The sequence below is a fragment of the Sphingobacterium daejeonense genome (genome assembly GCF_901472535.1).
In the GTDB taxonomy this organism is placed as follows: Bacteria; Bacteroidota; Bacteroidia; order Sphingobacteriales; family Sphingobacteriaceae; genus Sphingobacterium; species Sphingobacterium daejeonense.
Genome location: NZ_LR590470.1, coordinates 3,532,467 through 3,557,862 on the forward strand (window position 1 = coordinate 3,532,467; position 25,396 = coordinate 3,557,862).

19 protein-coding genes and 1 pseudogene are annotated in these 25,396 nt (G+C 37.6%); 10 read left to right on the forward strand and 10 right to left on the reverse strand.

What is annotated here, in order from left to right; translation table 11 throughout:
• Window positions 1-103: 103 nt before the first annotated feature.
• The 3 genes from FGL31_RS17090 to FGL31_RS17100 form a co-directional block, all read right to left on the reverse strand.
• Entirely contained in the window at window positions 104-826 is a 723-nt protein-coding gene (locus FGL31_RS17090) for a DUF4290 domain-containing protein (protein ID WP_099371695.1), read from the reverse strand.
• Window positions 827-881: 55 nt separating this feature from the next.
• Window positions 882-3,170, reverse strand: coding sequence for an ATP-dependent helicase (locus FGL31_RS17095; RefSeq protein WP_138093258.1), 2,289 nt, complete (start codon window positions 3,168-3,170; stop codon window positions 882-884).
• A 115-nt stretch (window positions 3,171-3,285) separates the two neighbouring features.
• The gene (locus FGL31_RS17100) at window positions 3,286-3,915 is read right to left on the reverse strand and encodes a chloramphenicol acetyltransferase (RefSeq protein ID WP_138093261.1); all 630 of its coding nucleotides are present in this window, start codon (window positions 3,913-3,915) and stop codon (window positions 3,286-3,288) included.
• Between the two features lie 65 nt (window positions 3,916-3,980).
• Here FGL31_RS17100 and FGL31_RS17105 point away from each other — a divergent pair, with 65 nt between their 5' ends.
• A complete protein-coding gene (locus FGL31_RS17105; protein WP_138093264.1) occupies window positions 3,981-4,664 on the forward strand; it encodes a M15 family metallopeptidase in 684 nt (227 codons plus the stop codon).
• Window positions 4,665-4,796: 132 nt separating this feature from the next.
• Here the strand turns inward: FGL31_RS17105 and dnaB are convergent, their stop codons facing one another.
• Window positions 4,797-6,395, reverse strand: a complete 1,599-nt coding sequence (gene dnaB / locus FGL31_RS17110; protein ID WP_138093267.1) for a replicative DNA helicase — start codon at window positions 6,393-6,395, stop codon at window positions 4,797-4,799.
• 486 nt (window positions 6,396-6,881) lie between these two features.
• On the opposite strand from dnaB, the gene FGL31_RS17115 reads away from it, so the two are divergent.
• Genes FGL31_RS17115 through FGL31_RS17125 form a run of 3 tightly spaced genes read left to right on the forward strand, consistent with a single transcriptional unit; the run spans window position 6,882 to window position 8,550 of the window.
• The gene (locus FGL31_RS17115) at window positions 6,882-7,643 is read left to right on the forward strand and encodes an SDR family NAD(P)-dependent oxidoreductase (protein ID WP_138093270.1); all 762 of its coding nucleotides are present in this window, start codon (window positions 6,882-6,884) and stop codon (window positions 7,641-7,643) included.
• A gap of 10 nt (window positions 7,644-7,653) precedes the next feature.
• Entirely contained in the window at window positions 7,654-8,103 is a 450-nt protein-coding gene (locus FGL31_RS17120; RefSeq protein ID WP_099371701.1) for a GatB/YqeY domain-containing protein, read from the forward strand.
• Between the two features lie 3 nt (window positions 8,104-8,106).
• Complete coding sequence (locus FGL31_RS17125; protein WP_138093273.1) at window positions 8,107-8,550, forward strand: GNAT family N-acetyltransferase; 444 nt, start codon at window positions 8,107-8,109, stop codon at window positions 8,548-8,550.
• A gap of 50 nt (window positions 8,551-8,600) precedes the next feature.
• Here FGL31_RS17125 and FGL31_RS17130 read toward each other — a convergent pair whose 3' ends face one another.
• The 5 genes from FGL31_RS17130 to glsA form a co-directional block, all read right to left on the reverse strand.
• Window positions 8,601-9,929: a DUF5689 domain-containing protein gene (locus FGL31_RS17130; protein ID WP_171017720.1), complete on the reverse strand. Its 1,329-nt coding sequence runs from the start codon at window positions 9,927-9,929 to the stop codon at window positions 8,601-8,603.
• A gap of 206 nt (window positions 9,930-10,135) precedes the next feature.
• A complete protein-coding gene (locus FGL31_RS17135; RefSeq protein WP_138093279.1) occupies window positions 10,136-11,653 on the reverse strand; it encodes a SusD/RagB family nutrient-binding outer membrane lipoprotein in 1,518 nt (505 codons plus the stop codon).
• Window positions 11,654-11,663: 10 nt separating this feature from the next.
• Entirely contained in the window at window positions 11,664-14,897 is a 3,234-nt protein-coding gene (locus FGL31_RS17140; RefSeq protein ID WP_138093282.1) for a SusC/RagA family TonB-linked outer membrane protein, read from the reverse strand.
• 186 nt (window positions 14,898-15,083) lie between these two features.
• Window positions 15,084-16,049: a glycine N(alpha)-acyltransferase GlsB gene (gene glsB / locus FGL31_RS17145; RefSeq protein WP_099371706.1), complete on the reverse strand. Its 966-nt coding sequence runs from the start codon at window positions 16,047-16,049 to the stop codon at window positions 15,084-15,086.
• 3 nt (window positions 16,050-16,052) lie between these two features.
• Window positions 16,053-16,886: a lyso-glycine lipid O-acyltransferase GlsA gene (glsA, locus tag FGL31_RS17150; RefSeq protein ID WP_138093285.1), complete on the reverse strand. Its 834-nt coding sequence runs from the start codon at window positions 16,884-16,886 to the stop codon at window positions 16,053-16,055.
• A 176-nt stretch (window positions 16,887-17,062) separates the two neighbouring features.
• On the opposite strand from glsA, the gene FGL31_RS17155 reads away from it, so the two are divergent.
• From FGL31_RS17155 to FGL31_RS17180, 6 genes are all read left to right on the forward strand, one after another.
• The gene (locus tag FGL31_RS17155; RefSeq protein WP_138093288.1) at window positions 17,063-17,725 is read left to right on the forward strand and encodes a CBS domain-containing protein; all 663 of its coding nucleotides are present in this window, start codon (window positions 17,063-17,065) and stop codon (window positions 17,723-17,725) included.
• Between the two features lie 42 nt (window positions 17,726-17,767).
• Window positions 17,768-18,661 carry an NAD kinase gene (locus FGL31_RS17160; RefSeq protein WP_306473165.1) on the forward strand — a complete coding sequence of 298 codons (894 nt, stop codon included), beginning with the start codon at window positions 17,768-17,770 and terminating at the stop codon, window positions 18,659-18,661.
• 198 nt (window positions 18,662-18,859) lie between these two features.
• Window positions 18,860-19,597 carry an undecaprenyl pyrophosphate synthase gene (gene uppS / locus FGL31_RS17165; RefSeq protein WP_099371709.1) on the forward strand — a complete coding sequence of 246 codons (738 nt, stop codon included), beginning with the start codon at window positions 18,860-18,862 and terminating at the stop codon, window positions 19,595-19,597.
• Window positions 19,598-19,717: 120 nt separating this feature from the next.
• Window positions 19,718-22,291: an outer membrane protein assembly factor BamA gene (gene bamA, locus FGL31_RS17170; RefSeq protein WP_099371710.1), complete on the forward strand. Its 2,574-nt coding sequence runs from the start codon at window positions 19,718-19,720 to the stop codon at window positions 22,289-22,291.
• Window positions 22,292-22,349: 58 nt separating this feature from the next.
• Window positions 22,350-22,883 carry an OmpH/Skp family outer membrane protein gene (locus FGL31_RS17175; RefSeq protein ID WP_099371711.1) on the forward strand — a complete coding sequence of 178 codons (534 nt, stop codon included), beginning with the start codon at window positions 22,350-22,352 and terminating at the stop codon, window positions 22,881-22,883.
• Between the two features lie 97 nt (window positions 22,884-22,980).
• Window positions 22,981-23,547: an OmpH/Skp family outer membrane protein gene (locus tag FGL31_RS17180; protein ID WP_099371712.1), complete on the forward strand. Its 567-nt coding sequence runs from the start codon at window positions 22,981-22,983 to the stop codon at window positions 23,545-23,547.
• Window positions 23,548-23,621: 74 nt separating this feature from the next.
• Here FGL31_RS17180 and FGL31_RS17185 read toward each other — a convergent pair.
• Window positions 23,622-25,309: pseudogene (locus FGL31_RS17185) on the reverse strand (GMC oxidoreductase).
• Window positions 25,310-25,396: the final 87 nt, after the last annotated feature.

Consider the following 25,396-nt stretch of genomic DNA (forward strand, 5'->3'; position numbering starts at 1 on the left):
AAACCTACAGATAGAGCATACTGAAAGGTCTGTTCAATTCATATCATACCAATATGAAAAAAGCAATTGTAAATAAGTTTTTCAATTGCTTCTTTCAGAGGTCTTATTTATAACTTTTCTTTTGTCTGTTATTGTTGTTATTGTTCGAGGGTCTCTTGTTATTGTTGTTATTGTTGTTGTTCCTCTTGTTGTTGTAGTTGTTTTGCGACTTGTTTTGCTGCTGATTATTGTTGCTACTTCCTGAGGTTTTAACACGATTCCCTGGAGGCGGGGTCTTGAAATCAAGCTTGGTCAATACTGTATCCGATGGCAATGCTAATTCGCCATTAGACAATGTACGTAGATCTTGGAGGATCTGATCATCGGAAACTGTATCCTTGTTCCAAGTTAGGTATGCCATTTTCATGAAGTTGGCAATACTTAGGGTCATCTTCAATTTAGCTTCTGGGTTAGATATGTTCAATGTTTTCTTGATCATATCTTCCACGGTGTGGCCATAATGCTTGAACCTGATATTATGCGTAGGATAATTCAGTGGTTCAGGTTTGTGATGGATATTTTCTTTTGTAGGAATAGGATATGGGGAATCCACATCAATTTTAAAATCTGAGATAATGTATAGATGGTCCCAAAGTTTATGTTTAAAATCAGATACATCACGAAGATGTGGGTTCAATACACCCATCATATCAATGACCACCTGAGCCAAACGGTTTCTTTCTTCTCTATCTGACAGTGTGCAGATATAGTCAACCATATTCTGTACATTTCGGCCATATTCAGCCAAAATCAACTTTGGTCTAGTGCTGTTATAATCAAAAATCATATGTTTTTTTTGCTCTAACCCTATATAGGTGTTAAATATGTAATGTTAATTGGGTTTAATTTACTATTCTAAGCTTCGCAAATTTAAGCAACAATTGCTTCTGTCCCAACTCTTTGAAAAAAATAGTTGCTTTTATGTCGGGTTTATTACCTTCTAAGTTAATGACTTTACCAAATCCGAAGCGTTCATGTTCTACTTCCATTCCTACTTGTAGGCCTGATGTATCCGATGGAGCGAATCCAGGGCTCGGTACATGGGCTTTTGGCAAGATCGAAGTTGTCTTCACTACTTTCGGCTTTGGTTTTGAGAAAACATCGCCCGAAGGATTGCTATTTTCTTTCCGTTGCCATTGAACCCTTTCTGATCCGAAATCATCATCCTGCATTGCTGAGCTCCGAGGTTTGAAGTCTAGGTCCAAACAACTTGGGTTCAGTTCATCCAAGAAACGACTTGGCTCACAGTTGTTCAAAGTGCCCCAACGGTATCTTGATGTTGCATAAGATAGATGCAATTTTTTTTCTGCACGTGTCACAGCAACGTAGAACAACCGACGTTCCTCCTCCAGTTCTGACCTTGAATTTAAGGATAGCTGCGATGGAAACAAGTTTTCCTCCAACCCTACAATATGAACCACCGGAAACTCCAATCCTTTTGAAGAGTGAATGGTCATCAATGAGACCGTATCAGCATTTGGATCCTTATCGTTGTCATCATTGGTCAACAGGGCGATATCCTGCATAAAGATATCCAAACCTTTCTCTTCTAAGTCTTCTCTTTCAGAGAACTCCTTGATACCGTTCAACAATTCCTGGATATTTTCGTAACGAGCCAATCCTTCGACCGACTTATCTTCATACAGATCTTTCAGGATTCCGGAATGTTGTGCAATGTGCATTGCGGTATCAAATGCAGTATTAGTTTTTGCTGTTGCTTGGAAACTTTGGATCATCAATCCAAAATTGGACACAGATGCAGCACTTCTTCCGTCAAGGAACATTTGCGCGTTTGCTACTACATCCCACAACCTCACTTGTTGTTGGTCTGCTGCAACCATAATACGCTCAACAGTTGTATCACCTATTCCGCGGCGAGGATAATTGATCACTCTTTTCAGTGCTTCCTCGTCATTAGGATTAAATGTCAGCCTAAAATAAGCAATTAAATCTTTAATTTCCTTACGTTGATAAAACGAAGTTCCACCGTAAAGCTTATACGGGATGTTAATTTTTCTCAATGCTTCCTCCAAGGACCTCGATTGGGCATTGGTACGGTAAAGGATTGCAAAGTCCTTATACTTTAGACTCTTGAGTGATTTTTCTTGAGAAATCGCTTCTGCAACAATCTTTCCTTCTTCGTTATCAGAAAATGCACGGCTTACTTTTATTTTTTCACCATCCTCATTATCGGAAAATACATTCTTCTCGAGTTGGTTTTTATTATTTGCGATAATACTATTTGCAGCATTAACGATTGTTTTGGTCGAACGATAATTTTGTTCCAATTTGAACACCTTAACATCTGGATAATCTTTTTGGAAGTTCAAGATATTCTGGATGTTGGCCCCTCGGAATGCATAGATACTTTGAGCATCATCACCTACTACACAAATATTTTCATTGACTGCCGCCAATCTCTTGACGATCAAGTATTGTGAAAAGTTTGTATCCTGGTACTCATCTACCATTAGGTATTTAAACTGGTGCTGATATTTATGCAATACATCAGGGTATTTATTCAATAGCACATTGGTTTTGAACAGGAGATCATCAAAGTCCATCGCACCCGCACGGTAACATCGTTGTGCATAGGTCATATAGATTTGTCCTAATTGTCCTCGGCCATTAGCATTATCCTCAGCTAGTATTGCCTCGTTCTTATTGTATTCTTGTGGAGAAATAAGGTTGTTTTTTGCCGAAGATATCCTACCATAAACGTGGTTAGCATTATAGAGCTTGTCGTCCAGGTTTAATTCTTTAATAATTGCTCTCAGCAAGCTTTTGGTATCATCGGTATCATAGATGGTGAAATTTTTGGGGTATCCCAAAAGTTCAGCTTCAACTCTCAAAATACGCGCAAAGACAGAGTGGAATGTTCCCATCCAAATATTCTTGGCTTCTGAGCCGACCACTTTCATGATACGCTCACGCATTTCTTTTGCGGCCTTATTTGTAAAGGTCAACACCAATATATTGAAAGGATCTACTCCTTTTTGTATTAAATGGGCTACTCTATAGGTAATTACCCGCGTTTTTCCAGATCCTGCACCAGCAACAATCATTACTGGACCTTCTGTCTGTTCAACTGCGGCTCGTTGTGAGGGGTTCAGTCCTGCTAAAAAATCCAAAATGCTCTCCTAAATTTATCTTTTGTAATGCCTCAAAAATGGGGACTCAAATTTAATAAAAATAGACGTACTATACTAGAACTTTTATCCACAGTGACAAGAAGATAGCAGAATGTTAGCTCAGGGCATTCAGAAGCGCTTGGTAACGCTCCATAAACCTACCTACATGAAGCCCATCGACCAAGGCATGGTGCACATGCAATGAGATCGACATCGTCTTTTTTCCATCTTTATCCATCAACTTTCCGAAGGAGATTTTTGGGCAAGAATCAGGATAATCAAAACTCCGTGCATGCGAAAGTGACGTGAAATTTACCCAAGGCAAGGCAGAACAATGAACTTCATTAATCCTTGCCCCTTCCAAATAAAGGCCAGAAGAATTCTGTACTTTTTCGATTTCCTTCTTTGCATCTTCCAAGAACAAATTTTCATCATCATTATAATCTATATAAGAGAATCCGAAGGTTTCATCAGGACGCAAAACGGTACTGGAAACATGCACTTGATCATACAGATAAGGCTCACCATCCTCTATCCTGAGCCTGAACTGCTCCATTTCATTCATTGCTTTCAAGGCTCTGTACAAATAGTACAGAAAAAAAGATTGTGATTTTTTCTTCGCCTGATTATAGGCTGTAGTCAGGTCCAGTTCAACGGTAATCCCATGGAAGGGTTCAGAAAATTTTGAAAAGAACTCAAAATGTTCTTTCCTTGGCCAACTCTGTAAATCTATTTTCTTTCTCATTATTGATTCAAAAATCCTAAAATATCTTTAATTTTCTACTATCGTAAAATCTAATAATCCTAAATATGACAAAACATATTCTATTTCTTAAGGCAGTTCTTATTTCCGTTTTTCTATTTTCCTGTGCTGTTCAAAAAGAAATTCCTGCTTCATTTGTTGACCTCAAAACGTCCATACCCAATATGGAAATAGACCTACGTTATCACGGAAGTCATAATTTTTTGGGCCGGCCGGTGGATGGATATGATGCTGTGAGAGTTTATATCACAAAAGAAGCAGCAACTGCAATGATGGCTATACAGAAAGAACTTAATAGTAAAGGATTTGGAATCAAAGTTTTTGATGCTTACAGACCCCAAAAAGCGGTAAATAATTTTAAGGCATGGGCATTGGACATTGCAGACACCTTGGCAAAACAAGAGTTTTATCCAAATGTTGACAAAAGAGATTTGTTTAAGCTTGGATATATTGCTGAGAAGTCTGGTCATAGTCGAGGCAGCACGATCGACCTTACAATAATAAAGCTAGATGACAAAACAGAACTCGACATGGGTACTGGTTTCGACTTTTTCGGAGAGCCCTCTCATCATGATTATAAAAATCTTACCGAAGAACAAAGGAACAATCGAAAGGTCTTACGCAACATTATGGAAAAACATGGTTTCAAAGCGATAGAAGAAGAATGGTGGCACTATACATTGAAAAATGAACCATTCAAGGATCAATACTTTGATTTTGATGTGAAGTGATAAAATATGAAATGGATTAGATTCTTACTTCAGAATGCTAAATAGATAAAAAAAGCGGACAATTGTCCGCTATATCCTTTGGTGTTCAATATCTAACCATAAACCGGTCTAAATACTTTCTACTAAATACTATTAAAACGGTGCATCATCCGGCATATCATTCATTCTGGAAGGCATTGTAATTCCACCGCCGAAATTTCCGAAGTTTCCTGAAGGCTGAATGGCACTTCCCATTCCACCGCCAAAGTCATTAAAGCTTCCGCCATCATTGCTCATTCCTGAGAAGTCATCTTCCAGGTCTACGAACTTCACATACTTACCTACGAACCTTAACGGTACGATACCGGTCTCACCGTTACGGTGTTTTGCGATAATTACTTCTCCCACACCTACTGTTGATCTACCTTCTTCATCTTCTAGAAGTCCATAGTATTCTGGACGATATAAGAAAAGTACCATATCGGCATCCTGCTCAATAGATCCAGATTCACGAAGGTCGGACAACATTGGTCTTTTACTGTTTCCAGGTCTAGATTCAACGGCACGGCTCAACTGTGAAAGGGCAAGCACAGGTATATTCAATTCTTTTGCTACTGACTTCAGCGCACGTGAGATACTACCGATCTCTTGCTCACGGTTACCACCCCCGCCTTTTCCGTCACCTTTACCGTGCATCAACTGCAAGTAATCGACAATGACCATTTGGATATCGTATTGCGCTTTTAGACGTCTACATTTCGCACGGAATTCGAAGACGTTCAATGCCGGGGTATCATCAATGATCAAAGGAGCTTCAGTCAATCGACCGATTCTAGAGTGCAATTGTTGCCACTCATGGTCAGCAAGGTTTCCTTTTTTGAGTTTCTCTTGTTCGATTTCAGTTTCACCAGCGATCAGACGATTAACCAACTGTACAGATGACATCTCCAGAGAGAATACCGCCACTGGTTTGTCGTGATCTACCGCAGCATTCCGTGCTACTGAAAGTACGAATGCTGTTTTACCCATTGCAGGACGAGCCGCAATGATGACCAAATCGGAAGGTTGCCAACCAGATGTCATACGATCTAAGGCAGTCAAACCCGAAGGTATACCTGTTAATCCGTCGGTTTTGTCGCGTAGCAGTTCCAATGAAGAAATTGCTTCTCGCATGATATCGTCCATTTTTCTTGAGTCTCTTCTCAAGTTATTTTGGGCAATATCAAACAATGATTTTTCGGCATGATCCAAAAGGTCGAAGATATCAGATGTTTCATCATAGGATGAGTTGATAATCTCGGTTGATACTTTTATCAGTTCCCTTTGGATATATTTTTGGGAAATAATGCGTGCGTGGTATTCGATATTTGCTGCAGATACTACACGATCTGTCAGTTGTGTAATATAATAAGCTCCTCCCACCATTTCCAAGGATCCCATTTGACGCAATTCAGCGACAACAGTCAAGATATCTATTGGAGATGTTTTTTGGAAAAGGTTATAGATTGCTTGGAATATTTTTTGGTGTGCTTCTTTATAGAATGAATCTGGCTTAAGGATGTCGATGACTTCACTAAGCGCATTTTTTTCCAACATAAGAGCACCCAACACGGCTTCTTCCAAGTCCAAAGCCTGTGGAGGGAGCTTACCCAGTCCGGAGACCAATTTGTTTAAGCTCGTTCTTTTTTTGTTGAAGTTTGCACGACTAGGTTGCCCTGACGCATTGTTTGTAAATTCGTTTTCTAAAGACATACTAAAAATATTTCTCGGCTTGATTCACCTTGTTTTTCAAGGATAGGGTAACAAATGTAATAAAAATAAAAGCTGCCCTGCCATCAAGTTTTTAACAGTCAAAATTAGGTGCTCCAACAATCATGCTATAGCGGTTGAAAAACAGGGACTAATAATTAACAATGATTGTGAAGAACCTGTTAACAAATAAATTTAAGCATTCAGAATCAGTATTTTAGAGGAATGTGGATAAGATTGACCATTGTGAATAACCTACCCGAAGCATATTTAAAAGGGTTGTTTTGACATCAATTCATCTCAAATATTCATAGTCAATGAGTTAAGCCACTTTAAGTATTCTTTAGGTTCACAACAGGTTCCCGAATGACAAAAATTTCTAGTCACTTTGTTGTATCTTTGTTGAAAGTCAAACATTACATCAAGCGGTAAATCTTATTGAAAATTTATCAAAAAGTGAGGTGTAAAAATTAAAATAAATAAATAATAATGAGGACAGTTTTAATCACAGGTGCTAGCTCGGGTATTGGAGAATCTTGTGCCCTAGAATTGGCTAAAGAAAATAAATATAGGTTTTTGCTTTGTGCCAGAAGGGTAGAGAAACTGGAAGAGTTGACGCAAAAGATAAAGACAATCAATCCGAATTCTGAGACCCATACTTTTAAATTGGATGTTCGGAATTCTGAAGAAGTGGAAACTACCTTGTCAAACTTGCCTGAAGAATGGAAGAACATTGATATTCTGATCAATAATGCAGGTCTGAGTCAGGGTTTGGATGCGATTCAAGACGGTCAGATCGGAGATTGGGACCGGATGATTGACACGAATGTAAAAGGGTTGCTTTATGTGACCAAATATGTAATTCCAATGATGGCTGGCAGTGAACAAGCTCACATCATCAACCTAGGTTCAATAGCAGGGAAAGAGGTTTATCCTAATGGAAATGTATATTGTGCTACTAAACATGCTGTAGATGCATTGACCAAGGCAATGCGAATTGATTTGCTGTCAAAAGGCATCAAAGTGACCAGCATTGACCCGGGTATGGTTGAAACAGAATTTTCAGAGGTACGATTTCATGGGGATAAGGATAGAGCAAAAAGTGTTTATCACGGATTGACTCCGCTTACTGGACAAGATATAGCAGAGATTGTATCATTTGTACTTTCGAGACCAAAACATGTTAATATAAATGACTTGTTGGTTATGCCAACAGCACAAGCAAACGGAACATTAGTAATTAGAAAATAAATAAAAGAAGATGTCATTAGAAGCAAAAATCAATCAAGATATTAAAGCGGCGATGATCGCTAAAGACAATGTAAGATTACGTGGATTGCGTGCTATCAAAGCTGCAATACTATTAGCTAATACTGAGAAAGGCCATGCAGAACAACTAACTGAGGACGGCGAAATCAAGGTATTGCAAAAACTTGCGAAACAACGCAAAGAATCTGCTGAAATCTATCAGCAACAAGACAGAAAAGACCTTTACACGATCGAGATTGAAGAATTGGAAGTAATTGAGGAATTCCTACCCAAACAATTAGATCGTGATGCCATTGAAAATGTAGTAAAAGGAATTATTGCAGAAACTGGAGCTTCTTCCATTAAAGACATGGGAAAAGTAATGGGTGCAGCAAATCAAAAATTGGCTGGTCAAGCAGATGGGAGAACGATTTCGGAGGTTGTAAAATCATTATTGAGTTAAGATATGGAATGGAGGATTAAATCCTTTTCAGACCTTAGTTCCTTGGAGCTCTATAAAATTTTGCAATTAAGGATCAATGTTTTTATGCTGGAGCAAGATTGTCTATATCCGGAATGTGATGATAAAGACTTGAAAGGCGAGCACCTTTATTTGGTTGAAGAAGACCAATGTTTAGCTTACGCTAGGCTTTTGCCTCCTGATGTCTCCTACCCTAATTGCAGTTCGATTGGAAGAGTGGTTGTCCATGCTGATCATAGACAGCATAAGTATGGTCAAGAACTTATGGAGCGTGCGATTGCCTATTTGAAGAATGAGTTTCCAGAAGTTCCTATTAGAATTAGCGCCCAGGAATATCTCAAACGATTCTATACCAATTTTGGCTTTAAAATAGAAAGCGATGTTTACTTGGAGGATGATATTCCTCACTTAGAAATGGCTTTATATTAAAAACGAAAACCCGTCAGAAATTGACGGGTTTTGCTTTTGTTATGATTGGTCTATTCTACTAGCTTAGTTAAGAACTCAGGATCTTCAATCTCTGACAATAATGATTGTTTAGTAAGGATCGGGTTATGTTTCACCCTTACTTTCGTCCATCTTCCCAATGTGAGGTTGTATTCTCCACCCATATAATTAAAATGTCCGAGGTTTGCCGGAGTATTATAGGTATGTGCATTTGTATTGGTTCCACTTCTGTAGAACGGCTGTTCCTCTAAAGTCAAAGGATTGATAATATCGTATACATCCGTATTAGCAATTCTATATCCTTTATTATCAGCATACAGACTTCCACCTGTTGCTACAAAAACCACGTCTTCAGGAATTGATTTATCATCTATTTTAGTTCCTTCAAAAATTGCAATTCCGTACGCAAATCCACTATTTGCTAATAAGTTTGAAGTTCTATTACCAAAGTCAAATCCGTTATTCTTAGAGTAATCGTAGGATTGAATCCAATTAGCTTCTTTGATACTAGTAGATCCATTACCGTTGATCAGCTTATTCGATCCTCCCACGTAAAAAAGCTTTCCTTTCTGAACTTTACCTTTTGTTAAATCGAACTTATATGTTCTCATTCCCCCTGTTGCCCAACCTTTTTGAGGCACACCTGTAGGTCTTGCACGTGTTGCGTTGTTATTGGTTACAACGGACATGGGTGTTTTGGAAAAGTCAATATCCTCAGTCGCCATAAATTGCATATATTCATGGTTGGAGTCAGAACCTGCAGGATCATTCATCCATCCAGTAATGATTACCTTTGGAGTTTTGTAAACAGATTTCAATTCTATCAAATCCTTACTGCTTCTCAACCTATGATACGGCACTAATTTGTCACCATCTTTTTTGATAAAGATGATCCCAAAATAATTAGCCATTCTCAACTGCGGCAATTTAGCAATAGGAGAATTAGGGTCAGTTTGCACATTGATTGTTCCGAAACCATCATTTATTTCAAAATCTCCAGAAATGACCTGTCCTTCTTTTGGCGTATATCCAACGCCTGCTTTTACAAGTGCTACCAACGTACTTTCAAAATGGTCAGGATTCGCTGCTATTCTTGCTGTATTCGTCAATGTCACTGCAACAGGTCTGTCAGAAGCTACTTTACTAATTTTATTGTTGGTTATATTTTTTATCTGAAGGATTCCATCTACTCGATCTAGGGTTGAGCCTTCAATATCAATTATCAATGAATCTCCAGGTACATAGCTCTTGGCATCTGAACCAATATTTATAGCTATACCTCGACTAAAATTTAGCCTCCTTTTATCTTGTACGATCAACAAATCTTTAGGCAGATTATCTGCTTGATGATCTGAAATCACAGTGACAGCAATCTTGGAGGAACCTCCAAGAGATTGCACATTTAGTTGAACAGGCTTGCCTTTGAATATAGTCCTGACATCATATAAACCAATATATGGACTTACGACTCCGCCGGGATAATTGGTTTTTTACACACCCAATGATTGAACTGATCAAAAGGATTGCAAAGGTTATTTTTAAAAATATATTTTTCATTGGATATTATTTATGGTTTTTGCCACCAGACTTTAGTATTCATTTCATCAGGACCTTGCCTTTCAATGGCGGCTCTATAATTCTTGGAATTAGTGGATTGTACATATACAGGATAAGTCATTCTTGCTGGCATTTCACCGTTATTTGACAGTCCTTTCCCTTTTGGTAAGATTGGGTGACCTGTTCTTCTATGTTCAAACCACTGTTGGTTGTCAACCATAAACAGGGCATAATATTTCTGTCTGTGCAATCTTTCCATTTTCTGTTCTATATTCTCGTTATCATTCCAATCTATGTCAGAAGCAACTAAATGGGATTGAGCATTGCCTTTCCAATTCGGCAACCATAGTCTGATGCATGACTCTACCCCGCTATAAAAGGCTTCTCGAACATTGCCCTTAATTATCCCTTTAAGGATAGCCTCAGCTTTAATAAACTCCACTTCTGAGAAGTTCAACATCATCCCAGTTAGAGGCTCCTTCTGCAGACTATTTACCCCTCCCTGCTGGTCAGCAGAATAGAAATACGACATTTTTGTAACATCTTCATTTCCTGGTTCATATCCGCTAGGCACTCCTGTATAGCTTCCACTAATTGGTGCAATTCCCAATCTATTTACATTGCCGGTACCATATTCTGGGATGTTAAGCCTGGGATCATTGGAATCTCTTAAGAAATCAATAAAGAATTCCGCTATCGCGACCGCACGGAAATCTTGGACCCGTGTAAGCATAAATGGTGATATATAGGCTCCATTTCCAGTCCATCTTAAAATAGCGGATTCTTCATTTTTAGATATTATGGGATATTCTGCTCTTTTTGTCTCCAAAATCTCTTGGATCTTTTGAGTAGCAAATTCCTTTATTTCCTCTTTGTGGACAACACGCAACAAAAGTCTCAGGTACAGTGAATTACTAAATCTTCGCCAGTTATTGACATTTCCACTATAAACAGGATCATGAGTAGGATCAATTGACTGGTTAGTTGCCAAATAAGCGTTAGCTGTATCTAATTTGTCAAATATATCTTTATAGATTTCAAATTGTGGATCAAATTGCGGTTCGAAATTCAATGAGTCTCGACCAAGAATTGACCCGGAATAAGGAATATCACCATAGGTATCTGTTAAGATGGAGTATGTCCAGGATTGAAGTACAAGAGAGATACCTTGATAGGATTTATTGGTGTTTTCACCTCGAGTTGATTTACTGTACATGTCTTTGTAATTAGACATGTTCAAGTAATGGCTATTCCAAGTATAATCGGACCAGTTTCTTCTGATATCATAACGAAAGACCCGACCTTCACCATCACTCATGTTAACAGTTACCTGCATGAGTTCATTATTGAAGGTTCTATTCCTTTGCATATTGTAACCCACAGTTTTTACCAATGCGCTTGACATAAACTGATTTGGATAACCATCCTTTGATCCTGTTGGGTCAATATTCAGTTTATCAAATCCTTTTTGGCAAGAACTGAATATGATGAATGAGGCTAATGTTAGAAGTAAAATTTTTAGTTTCATGATATTATAATTAAAATCCAACGATTAAATTAAAACCGAATGTTCTAGTTGAAGGGAACTGAGCGATTTCAAATCCTTTAACCACATCGGGGCCATCGAGCGTTCCGAATTCAGGGTCGAATGCGGGCCATTTAGTCCAGATAAATAGGTCACGCCCATAAATACCCACTGTTGCTCTATTTACGTTGATTTTTTGAGTTAGTTTTTTACTAAGGGTATAGTCCAACCTAGCTTCACGGAATTTCAGGAAGTCAGTTGGGAAGACGTTTCCTTCTGCGTTGTCGGGTCCAAAGTGAGAACGGTAATATTGATCGATATTTGTCGCGATGACATCGTTCTTGCGGAATGTTCCATCCGGATTTTGCAATACTCCGTTTCCTATAATTCCGCTATATCTTCCAGGCAAGGTATTTCTTGTTTTACCTTGTTCTGCCAATTTATAATGAGTGAGCGAATGAGCTACTCCACCCCATTGGGTATCAAACAATAGGTTTAATTTTAGGCCTCTATAATTGAAGGTATTTCCGAAACTTAACTTTCCTTTTGGGTAATTATTTCCTAAAGGAATTAAATAGTTGGTTAGTTTTGCATAACCTGTTCTTTCATCATAGATGATTTGTCCATCTGGGGCACGCAAATATCCCAGACCGAACATATCGCCCATACTTCCTCCGACATGTCCAATGATTTGACCTAATCCTATGGATCTTGCTTGGATAACAATTGAACTATCGGATAGCTCAAGTATTTTATTTCTGTTGGCGGTATAAGTGACCAGCGATGACCAGCTGAAATTAGCATTTTTGATCTGATTGGTATTTAATGCTATTTCAAGTCCGGTATTTTGAACTTCACCGACATTCATGATAAATCTATTCACCCCAGAAGATGCATCCACTATTCTTCTTAGATGTTGATTGAATGAATTTGCTTTATATACGGAAACATCTAAATTGACTTTATTTTTGAACAGTCTAATATCAGCCCCGAATTCCAATGAGTTAGTTTTCAATGGTTTCAACAATGGATTAACTAATAGGTGCGGGTTTGTCAATGAACCACCGATAAGTGGATTTCCAACCTGGTAGGTAAAATTCGTTAAGTATGGTGTTTGTGCACCGGAACCAGTTCCTGCAATGGAAGCTCTAATTTTTGCAAAGGAGATTATCTCTGGCAGATTTGCGATTTCCGAAATCACAAAAGACCCATTTAATGAAGGGTAAAAAAAGTTGACCTTTTTATCAGGAAATGCAGAAGAATGCAAAGTACTTGTCCAATCCATCCGCGCTGTTGCATCCAAAAAAAGAAATTCTCGGTAAGCAGCAGTCATCAATCCATAAAAGGAATTGGTTTCAAATTTTTCTATTCTCTGCTTACTTCTAACGCCATATTTAGAATTGCTATGGTTGAACTCTCCAGGAAAGGTAAGTCCATCAGATGCCAACTCATCTCTTCTATATTCATTTGCCAATGTAGCCCCTCCAGCAGTGATAGAAAAATCGAAGTCTTTGTTAATTTCCTTTTGATAGCGCAATAAAAAATCTGCATTGGTTTCTTTTCCAAAAATGGCTTGAGTTCTATGGCTACCTTCTGGCAATCTTGATCCAGCATCATATGGCCTATTTTGAAATCTATTCTCAGTAGACAAATCCATAGATGCCCTCAATAGCAGACTTAATTCTTTAGTGAATTGATACGTTGTTTGCGCATTACCTGTAATTACATGGCGATTGTTTGAATTGATGAATTCATTGACAATGGCATAAGGATTTTCAGGATATGAACTAAAAGGATATTTGATTCGTTCATTTTCTTTTCCTTTAACCCAATAGTCTTTTAGACCATTGATGTCCGAACTTGGCTGCCAAAAGATATACCAATACATCAGAGATTGGTTTCCATAGCCTGATCCCGGCAAATTATCACTCCAACGGTTATTATAATTCACCTTTGTATTGATCTGGAGTTTATCAGAAACTCTTGAATTCACTGAAATTGCAAAAGTATTTCGTTTATAGCCTGTATTAGGCACGATCCATTTGTTTTGGACATTTGTTGCTGAGAATCTCGCTGTTGTTTTGTCGGTGCTACCGTCAATACTTACGGAATTGGTATATGTTCTACCCACATCAAAAAAAGCATTAACACCATTTTTTCCTGAATATGCTCTCCATGGTGTTCGTTCTAGTCCTACAGTTTGCGTTTTGGGATCGTACTGAAAGAATTTTTGACCATCGAATTTTGGACCATATGCAGAACTTGTTCCTGCAGTGCTATGCCCATCTTCTGAGGGACCATAAGAATAATGCGCAGAACCACCCAATCCTTGCCCATACTCATATTGCAATGCTGGAGATCTATTCATGCTTTCAAAAGAGACATTGGAATTTACCGTTACGCCTATCCCTTTATCTTTTTTAGAACCAGATTTTGTGGTGATAACGATTGCACCATTTGCTGCGCGCTGTCCATAAAGTGCAGCAGCACCCGGGCCTTTAAGCACGGTAATGGTCTCAATATCTTCAGGGTTGATATCATCCATTCCTGAGCCATAATCGACAGGCATATTTTCAGAACTCACACCATATGCATTATCAGAATCCAAGGCAGACCTGCGGCCAGAGCCACCATTGACCATTACTCCATCTACAATAATCAGAGCTTCATTCTCACCTGTAATATTGTTTTCCCCACGAAGTATGATTTTGGTTGTTCCAACAGGACCTGCATTTGAACGCATAAGGTTCAAACCCGCGACTTTTCCTGATAATGCATCCATCCAATTACTGGATAAAGCTTCAGTTAATTGTTCTCCTTTAACTGTTGTAGTTGAATAGCCTAGAGCTTTTTCATCTCGTTTAATTCCTAAAGCGGTAACTACAACTTCATCTATTGATTCGTCAAGAGGAGACAATTCAACTCTAATGTTATTTTTATTTGCCTTAATTGAAGACTGTACATATCCTATTCTTTTGAAGGATATTTCTGTACCTTTAATTACTTCCTTTTGAAATACCCCACTCGCATTCGTAGATCCTACTTGTCTATTTCCTACCATTATACTTACCCCTTCGATAGGTTCACCAGATGATTTGTCAACAACAGTAAGTCGAATATCGATCAATTGCTGATCTTTTTGAACCACTTGGAGGTAAGGCAAGTGGCTGGATGCCAAGCTTTCCCCATTTGCATTTAGCAAGAGAGCAAGCAAAGGCACGCAAAATTTCATTGAAGTTTTACTCATTTATAAGAGTATTTACTTAACTATTGCGACAAATTTAATCTTAATGGATAATATTATGATTAAATAAACGTTGGTAAATTGATAATAAATGGTTAAAATTATATTAAGAGAAATATATTATTTACATAAGAAAAAAGAGCGACATTTGAATTAATGTCGCTCTTCTGTATGTTGAATTATTTAATTTTATCTGGTTTTTACAGGTCGCTGTCCATAATGTCTGTCTCTTTCAAATGTTGACATATGGCGTTCTTTTTTGGCGGGATAAATATCATCCAAAGTAATCATAATACCTGTTTCTTCCACTTCTCCAAACTCATTATTTTGGGCAGTACCAAAGACTCTCATGGTTGGAGAAAGGTTCATATAGGTATTGATTAAAGGCGGAATATTTTCATCCAATTCTCTAATTCTTGTATTTAATACTTTGTAACCTTCTTTGTATTCAAGTCCATCAAAAATCCCTTCGTATTTCGAGATATCCGTTTTATAACCTAAATATAAATCCTCCACAGGATGAACCAAATTATCTTTATCCGGGAAATAGTGATTCATGAAATAGATTAATAAATCTCTTGCTTCGGGATTATAATGCGGATACATGGTAACTTTTCCGAAGAGATATTTCACATCGGGGTTTAAAAGTACCAATGCACCTAATCCATCCCATAAATTATCCAGAGAAAAAATACCCTTTCTATTATCTATCGCTGGTTGGTATTTAGGTTGCACCCATGATCTTCCTAATTCTATAGTATAAGGAAGGAAGTCTTTTTTGAATTGTTCTGTAAAATCGAAATAATGAGCGGTTGACAAATGGAGTTCACCATTATTATCAGCAGCTTGGTCACATTTTATTACTCTGTAACCTGCGATTATTTCTTCATCTTCAGGGTTCCATGCGATTAATTGGTCGTAATTGTGTTCGGAAGTGTCATTTTCATCGATATCCAATGGCAGTCCTGTACCGCCACCAGCACCTCTAAAAGTAAGTTCCCTTAATCTACCAATCTCACGCATGATATTTGGTGCGGTATGATAATTTACTAGGTATACTTCGTTGCTACCATTGTTGGTATAGCGTACGAAAGCCTCCTTAGTAAGTTCTTTCTTAATTAGATCTCTATCTACCGGTTGAATTATTTCTTGCATAAATTATTTTTTACCATCGGCCATGGCATAAACCACATCTTTTACTTCAGCAGCCCATTGACGTTCGTTTTTACTGGTGTCGAAATGGGTATAAGGAATTTTCTTCCCAATTCTGATTGTTATATCTTTACCTCTTTGTGAGAACAACTCATCGGGTAAATATAACATTTCAATATTTGCTTTCAACCCTAATTTCTGTCTTATTCTTGCTAGATTATAAAAGAAGTTTGAATTTCTGCCCTCAATATACACAGGAACAATATCTTTTTTATATTTTTTTGCTTTACTGATAAAGCTTTTTTTCCATTCAAGGTCGACAACTTTTCCATTAATCTTTCTAGACACAAGTCCTGCTGGGAATACAAGTAAGGCATGATCGGATGCATAAGCATTTTCAATTGCAGCGATCCCCGATTTACTTTGTCCACCGATTTTGTTCACAGGTACGAATAGAGGTTCCAGGTTACGGACATTCATAAGGATATCATTTACCAAGAACTTGACATCTTTACGATATTTGCCAATTACCTGCATAAATGCTACTCCATCCAATCCGCCTAGTGGGTGATTTGAAGCAAAGATGACGCTATCTTCCAAAGGAATATTTTCCGCTCCTTCTAAATGCACATTTACCTGAAGCTCTTTCAGCAATGAGTCCACAAAGTCTAAGCCCATATCATCATGATACGTAGTCATGATGTAATTAATCTCGTCTTCGTGCAAGGTTCTCTTTAAATAACTCATTAATGGCTTAGGTATCCATTTGGCTAAACCTGGACTTTTCTTACGTATTACTTCCCTGATTTCAATAAACTTATCTTGCTCTAGTAAGCCCATATACTATACTACTCTTTAATAAAAGTTGTGTAAAATTACATAATTAGTTTTAAGATGAGTAAAACATCTTTTTATTTATATCAAATTTAATATTTTCGTTACCTTAGCAATTAAGGGATAATTAAACTAAAATTAAACGTTTTTTGTTTATTGTAGTTTAATAAATAAAAGGAATCATGTATATCGGAGAAAACATATCAACGCTTTATACCGAAGTTCACCCGAACGATTCGGTTTCTGCTACGTTGGACAAAGTCAATGAGCTCCATTTTCATCAACTGCCAGTGGTCAAAGGAAAGGAATATTTGGGATTGATCACCGAAGAAGACCTGCTATCTGCAGAAGATGAAGATACATTAATCAAAGAAATGAAATTCACTTTTCCTTTCATTTACTTATATGACTATCAACATATATATGATGCTCTACAATATCTAGAAACTTACCAATTTGATTTGTTGCCCATTGTCAACAAGCAAAAGGAATATGTGGGAGTTATTACTCAGAAGGATTTATTGAGATCGATAAACCAAACCTTATCCAATCAAGATAAAGGTGCTATCATTGTTCTTGAAATGGAAGATAGAGATAATAGCCTGACCCATGTAGCTCATATTATAGAGTCTGAAAACACCAAGATATTAAGTACAGGGATTCATCCTATTGAGAATTCGACCAAGGTTGAGTTAACCATAAAGGTAAACAAAAACAATATTTCATCGGTTTTAGCTTCTTTATGGCGCCATGATTATGTTGTGAAAGCTACTTTTAATGATGGATCAGACCAGAATGACATCCAAGAGCGTTATAATCTTTTGATGAATTATTTGAATATTTAATACCTAGAAATTCTCATCTTTGCGCAAAATATTATTTAAAGCATGAAAGAGCTGTCCATAGCAGTATACGGTCGAGAGTTTAATCAATCCGTCATCGGATACGTTGTTGAGCTGTTCACCTATCTGCGTGAAAGAAATGTTAATGTTTATATCCATCATGACTTCCACAGCTTTCTTAAGCGATTGTGCAAACTAGATTTTACCTTTAAAAAATTCAAGTCGCATAAAGATCTGCCTAGTGATATTGCGTTTATGCTTAGTTTGGGTGGTGATGGCACCATGCTTTCAGCAGCAACATTAATTAAAGACTCAGGCATTCCTTTGGCAGGGATCAATTTTGGTCGTTTGGGATTTTTGGCCAATATTTCCAAGAACCATATTGAGGATGCTTTGGACCAAATCTTATCCAATAATTATCAGATCCAAAAAAGAGCCTTATTACAGGTAGAGAGTTCTGATGGAACTTTTATTAAAGGTGAGGATTTTGCTTTAAATGACATCACTGTTTTCAGATCAGATTCTTCGGCCATGATCACGGTGCATGCAGTTTTAGATGATGAGCTGTTGAACTCTTATTGGGCAGATGGCTTGATAATAGCTACTCCAACCGGATCTACAGCGTATTCATTGAGCTGTGGTGGCCCTATCATTATGCCTGGCAGTGGAAATTTTGTTATTACTCCTATTTCTCCTCACAACTTGAACGTAAGGCCTATTGTCGTTAATGAAAACATGACATTGCGTCTGGAAATAGAAAGCCGTACTGAAAAGTACATTCTGAGTTGTGATTCAAAAAGTCACACATTAAGCACAAAAACAAGCCTTACCATCACTAAAGCGCCTTTCAGCATTAATTTAATCCGTCTTCAGAACGATCAATATTTTGGTATTTTGAGAGAGAAATTACTATGGGGTATCGATGTTCGCAATTATTAATTTTAATGTGCAAACAGCTATTATCCATAATTTTTATATTGGGATTTCTTTAAAAGCCTTATCTTTACGATAAATTCTATAAGTATTGGTACCATATCATTTATTTAACCGTTTCATTTTTCAGCAGATGCCTTTGAAATCATATTTTGAGTTGATGACGGTTAATAAATATTCAATGCATTAATTTCATATTATCTAATGAGTTTTAAAGATAAAATAGATAAAACTAGATTACCCCAGCATATTGCGATTATCATGGATGGTAACGGCCGGTGGGCAAAAGAGAAGGGAGAACTTCGGGTATTTGGCCACAAAAATGGTGTTACTGCCGTTCGGGAAGCATTAGAGGCTTCCGTTGAGATTGGTCTTTCCTATCTTACCCTTTATGCTTTTTCAACTGAGAATTGGAACCGACCTCAATTTGAAGTTGACGCCCTGATGGAGCTATTAGTAAACTCATTAAACCAAGAATTACCAACCTTTCAAGAGAATAATATTCGCGTGAACAGCATTGGCAGAATGTCTGATCTTCCAGGGCATTGCCAAGTAACTTTACAGTCAACCATTGAACAAACCAAGAACAATACAGGCTGCACATTGACCTTAGCATTGAGCTATGGATCGCGCCAGGAGATCTTGGATGCTACAAAATCAATTGCTGAAAAAGTTAAAAAAGGTGAAATTTCTCTAGAGGATATTAACGAAGACTTATTCAGCAAAAATCTCTATACCTATGATCTTCCCGACCCTGATTTATTGATCAGAACCAGCGGTGAAGAGCGCATAAGCAACTATATGTTATGGCAAATAGCTTATTCTGAGCTGTTTTTCCTACCTATGATGTGGCCTGAATTCTCCAGAGAGACTTTATTTGAGTGTATTTATTTATATCAAAATAGAGAAAGAAGATTTGGGAAAACTAGTGAACAATTATAAGAAATCATTACTTTTGCAACATTTTGATTCCGGCAGGTATAATGTCAGGAATTCGTAATATTTCTTTTAACAAAAATTAACAAGACTTTGCTGTACTTTAGCAGACATAATAAAAAGTAAATGAAGCGTATAATTAAACTTTCTATTTTACTCACCCTCTTAATTTGCAATTTCGCGCAGGCTCAGATAACAGGAAATAGGCCTTTGAATTTGAACAATCCAGATGACATCAGTTATTTGGACCCTAAAAACTATGTTATCGGTGGAGTAACAGTATCCGGAGCAAAATATCTAGATTCCGAAGTACTGATCACGATTTCAAAATTATCGGTGGGACAATACATAGAGGTTCCTAGCGAACAGACCTCGAACGTAATTAAAGACTTAATGTCACAAAACCTGTTCGAAGATGTTCAGTTATATGCTACTAAGATCGAAGGGGAAACAATCTTCTTAGAAATCAGGGTTGTTGAAAGACCAAGACTTACAAGAGTAGATATTAATGGCTTAAGTAAATCTCAAACTGAGGAAGTTCGTAAGCGATTAAATACCAACGCTGGTAAAATCGTTAATGATAACTTACTACTTACAACCAAGACTACCATTGAAAAATTCCTAAGAGAAAAATCTTATTTATATCCAGACATTACGATTACAACTAAGCCTGATTCAGGACAAGCAAACAATGAAATCGTAATTGTAGATGTAGAAAGAAACAAAAAAATCAAAGTTAACAGCATCAACTTTACCGGAAACGAAGAGTTCAGCGACAAACAGCTAACGAAATTCATGAAAGGTGTTCGTCCTAGAGCATGGTTCAGAGTATTTGGTCCGGGTAAATTCAAGGATGACAAATACGAAGAAGCAAAAACTAACCTAGTTGCAAAAATGCAAGATAAAGGTTTCCGTGATGCTCAGATTATTAAAGATACTGTGAGACGTCATGACAACAATGAAGTAGCTATTGATTTGGATGTCTATGAAGGTCCTAAATATTACGTAGGTGATATTACATGGTCTGGAAACTCCAAATTCAAGGATTCTGTATTGAATATCTTATTAGGTATCAAACGTGGAGATATCTATAGCGAGGAAAAATTGAACTCAAAATTGAGTGGTCCTACAAGGAACTCTGACGATATCGCAGCAATCTATCAAAATGATGGTTACTTGACGTTCAATGTTCAGCCGGTTATCAAACGTATCCATCAAGATACTATCGATTTGGACATCCAGATGTTTGAAGGAAAGCAGTATACGATCAATAACGTAATCTTAAAAGGAAATGATGTAACGAATGACCGAGTGGTATTACGTTCTATCTATACAAAACCGGGTCAGAAATATTCTAGAGAGTTATTGGTTAGAAGTGTTAGGGAGATTTCTCAATTAGGAATGTTTGATGAGCAAAAGGTTAACCCTATGCCAACCAACTTGAACTATGAAGAAGGAACAACTGATATTGAATTCTCAGTTGCGGAAAAACCATCAGACCAAGTTGAATTATCAGGTGGTTATGGTGCAGGCCAGGTTATCGGTACTTTGGGTTTGAATTTCAACAACTTCTCAACGAGCAATTTCTTCAAAAAAGAATCTTGGAAACCACTTCCTAGAGGTGATGGTCAGAAATTGAGTATCCGTGGTCAGACTTCAGGAAAACGTTATCAATCCTACAGTTTCTCATTCTCTGAGCCATGGTTAGGTGGTAAAAAACCTATTTACTTTGGTTTGAGTGCTTATATTTCGAATTCACAATACCAACGTTATAACTGGGAATCTAACCGTTATGAAGATTACGAGGGTATTCCAAAAATCAAGATGCACGGTGTTACCGCAACATTAGGTAAGCGTTTGCAATGGCCAGACAACTATTTTCAAATCAATAGTTCTCTATCTTACCAACGCTATTTATTGGATAACTACGGTGGTATCTTTTTATTCTCTGATGGTACTGCTTATAACATTAACTTTACTCAAGAGATCAGCAGAAACTCTATTGATGCTCCTATTTACCCGACATCAGGATCACACATTAAATTCAGTGTTCAGTTGACTCCTCCGTATTCATTATGGAACAACATCAACTATGAAACTGCGCCTGATGCAGAGAAGTTCAAGTTTACGGAGTACCACAAGTGGAAATTTGACTCTCAATGGTATACTAAAATTGCAGGTAAATTAGTTTTGAAAGCCCAAGCGCAATTTGGTTATTTGGGAAGATATAATTCAGAAACAATTGTTTCACCATTCGAGCGTTTTAAATTAGGTGGTGATGGTATGCAAGGATTTGACTTCTTACAAGGTTCTGAAATTATTGCGATGCGTGGATATGCAAATGGTGCATTGATTCCAGCTTCTACAGGTAGCAATCAACAAAATATTGCCATTCGTTCGGGTAGCCCTATCTATGCTAAATATCAGCTAGAATTACGTCATCCAATTATGTTGAACGATCAAGCGACTGTATTTGCTTTGGCTTTTGCAGAAGCAGGTAATACTTGGAATAAATTTGATGAAGTAAATCCGTTCAAGGTTCGTCGTACAGTTGGTGTTGGAGCACGTATCTTCTTACCTATCTTTGGTATGCTGGGTATTGACTATGGTCATGCTTTAGATCCTATCCCTGGATTGACTACTGATCAGTGGAAGCAAAACTTCACCTTCAGTATTATCCAAAATATGGGCGGGTTCTAATTAAACTTTTTAACATTTAAATTGTCTTAAACATAGAATTTAAAAAAATAATATGTCGATGAAAAGAATAGCAATAATAATCGTGATGTTAACTATGATGGGTTCAGTATCATTTGCCCAAAAATTAGCATATGTAGATTCAGAGTATGTCATGAAACATATCCCTGAATATAATTCAGCGATCAAACAGATGGATGATCAGTCAAAACAATGGCAAGCTGAGGTCGATAGACAATATGACGAGATAGAGCGTATGTATCAGGCATACCAAAAAGATCAAGCGAATTTAAATGCAGATATGCGCAGACGTCGTGAAGATGAAATCGTGAACAAAGAAAAAGCAGTGAAGGAATTCCAACGCACTAAATTTGGTATGGATGGTGATCTTTTCAAACAGCGCGAAAACTTGATGAAACCTATTCAAGCAAAGGTTAGCAAAGCAATTCAAGATGTAGCTACTGCTGGTCAGTTTGATTTTATCATGGACAAAAGAAGCGAAAATAGCTTCTTGTATGCGAATCCAAGCTTGGATAAAAGTAACGATGTTATCACTAAACTAGGATTGAGACCCAATCCCTCTTTAGCGAACTAATATTTTTTATTATAATTGCAATCTAATTTTATTATTCAACACATAAAAACAACAGAAAATTACTTATATCAGAAAATATAAGACTAACAAAAACAGCATGAAAAATTTATTGAAAAGTGTAGTATTAGCATCTGGAATTTTATTGGCGGGTACTGCTGCCAATGCACAACAAAAAATTGGACACATCAACACAGCAGAAATTGTTCAGTCTACAAATGAATTTAAAGCTGCTGAAGCACAAATGAAAACCTTGAGCGAAACTAAGCAACAAGAGATTCAAGGCATGATCAGCGAGTACCAAAAAGAACAGAACAATGCCAACGAAAAGTTGAGAAACCGTAGCGAAGCTAACAAAGAAACTGTAGATGCTGAAGTTCAAACTATCGCTACTAAAATGCGTGACATGGAAACACGTATCCAAGGTGTTCAACAAGCTGCACAAGAAGAAATCGGTAAAAAACAACAAGAGTTATATGCTCCTATTGAGCAAAAAGTAATGACTGCAATCAATACTGTAGCTAAAGAAAAAGGTTATGCTTATGTATTAGACATCTCTAACGGTGGAGTTCCTTACTTCCAAGGTGGTGATGACTTAACTGCAGAAATCAAAGCTAAATTAGGTGTAAGCGCAACAGCTGCTCCAGCTGCTGCTCCTAAAAAATAATTCCAGTTTTTTTAAGACACAAAAAAGGATCAACCCTGCGGTTGATCCTTTTTTGTGTCTTTAACTTTCCTTTATCATAGGTTTCCTCTCTTCATCTCATCCATGGCATAATTGGCAGCTCTCGCTGTAAATGCCATATAAGTCAATGATGGATTTTGTGTCCCTGTAGAGGTCATACTAGCACCGTCCGTTACAAATACATTTTTACATAGATGCATTTGGTTCCATTGATTCAGGATCGATGTCTTGGGATCTCTACCCATCCTAGCCCCTCCCATTTCGTGAATATCTAAACCAGGGTTTTGCTTGCTATTATGCTGGCTAATGTTTTTTGCTCCAATATATTCTAACATCTCAGAACCTTGGTTCAGAAAATCTTGCATGCTCTTTTGATCATTATCATCATATCCAACATAGAATACCATCTGTGCCATTCCGAATTTATCTTTTAGATCAGTACTCAAGCGGACATGGTTTTCCTCTTTCGGAATTGTTTCACCTTGCATCATCATTCCGATTCCCCACCCGCCAACTTCTGAAAGACTATCTTTGAATGCAGCACCTACTTGCATGTCACTATTGGCTCCTCTGCCCCTATAAGCTCCAAAGAATGAAGCATAGCCACGCAAAAAGTCCATCTCTTGTTTTTTTACATTCCTGAAATTTGGGATGATGGGCTGGGTAGGTCGTCGACCATAATAATACATATCTTCAAAGCCTTCCATTGTTGCTGAAATAGACCCTAAATAGTTATGAAAAGCAATGTACTTGCCCAATAAGCCAGAGTCATTGCCCAATCCATTTGGAAACCTAGAAGAAGTCGAATTCAGCAAGATTTGATTTGTTGCAATGGCCGAAGCATTTACAAAAATAACTTTGGCAAAATATTCAGCGGTTTTTTGTGTTTCGGCATCAATAATCCTCACTCCAGATGCTTTTTGCTTTTGGTCGTCATATATGATAGACTCTACGATTGAATTAGGCCTAATTGTAAGATTTCCTGTTTTGGCTGCCCAAGGAAGAGTCGATGCATTTGAACTGAAATATCCGCCGAAGGGACATCCGCGTTGGCACATCGTTCTGTTTTGGCACTTGGTCCTACCCTGCTGAATATGGACAGGCTGAGGATCTGTAATATGAGCACATCTCCCTGCAATTACCTGACGATCTGGATATTTTTGTGGGATTTTCTTTTGATCATTTGTTCTACAGCATTTAGATCAAATGCCGGTAAAAATTCACCATCAGGCATGGCAGCATTGCCATCCCTATTTCCGGATACTCCGATAAACTTCTCAACATGACTATACCAAGGAGCAATATCTTTATACCGTATAGGCCAATCAACAGCAAATCCATCTCGTGCAGGACCCTCAAAATCATAGTCACTCCAACGTTGAACTTGTCTTGCCCATAACAAAGATTTCCCTCCAACATGATAGCCACGGATCCAATCGAATGGTTTCTCCTGTACGTATTCTTGCTCTTTATCCTTGGTAAAAAAATGAATGGCATCCTCATTAAATGCATAGCACCTTGAGGCAATCGGATTTTCCTCCCTAACCTTCAAAGCAACCTGATTGTGATGGTCAAATTCCCAAGGATCCATATATGCTGTGGGATAGTCTTTGATATGCTGAACATCGAAACCGCGCTCCAAGACTAAAGTCTTAAAGCCCTTCTCGCAAAATTCCTTCGCAGCCCAGCCTCCAGATATTCCAGATCCAATTACGATCACATCAAATGTATTAGTTTCTGCCATGAGTTGATTTTTTGATTATATCCATTATTATGAAATAAATGTTTTTCAATGGATTTGGCTTTTTGGTTTGAATCCGACTGCAATTTA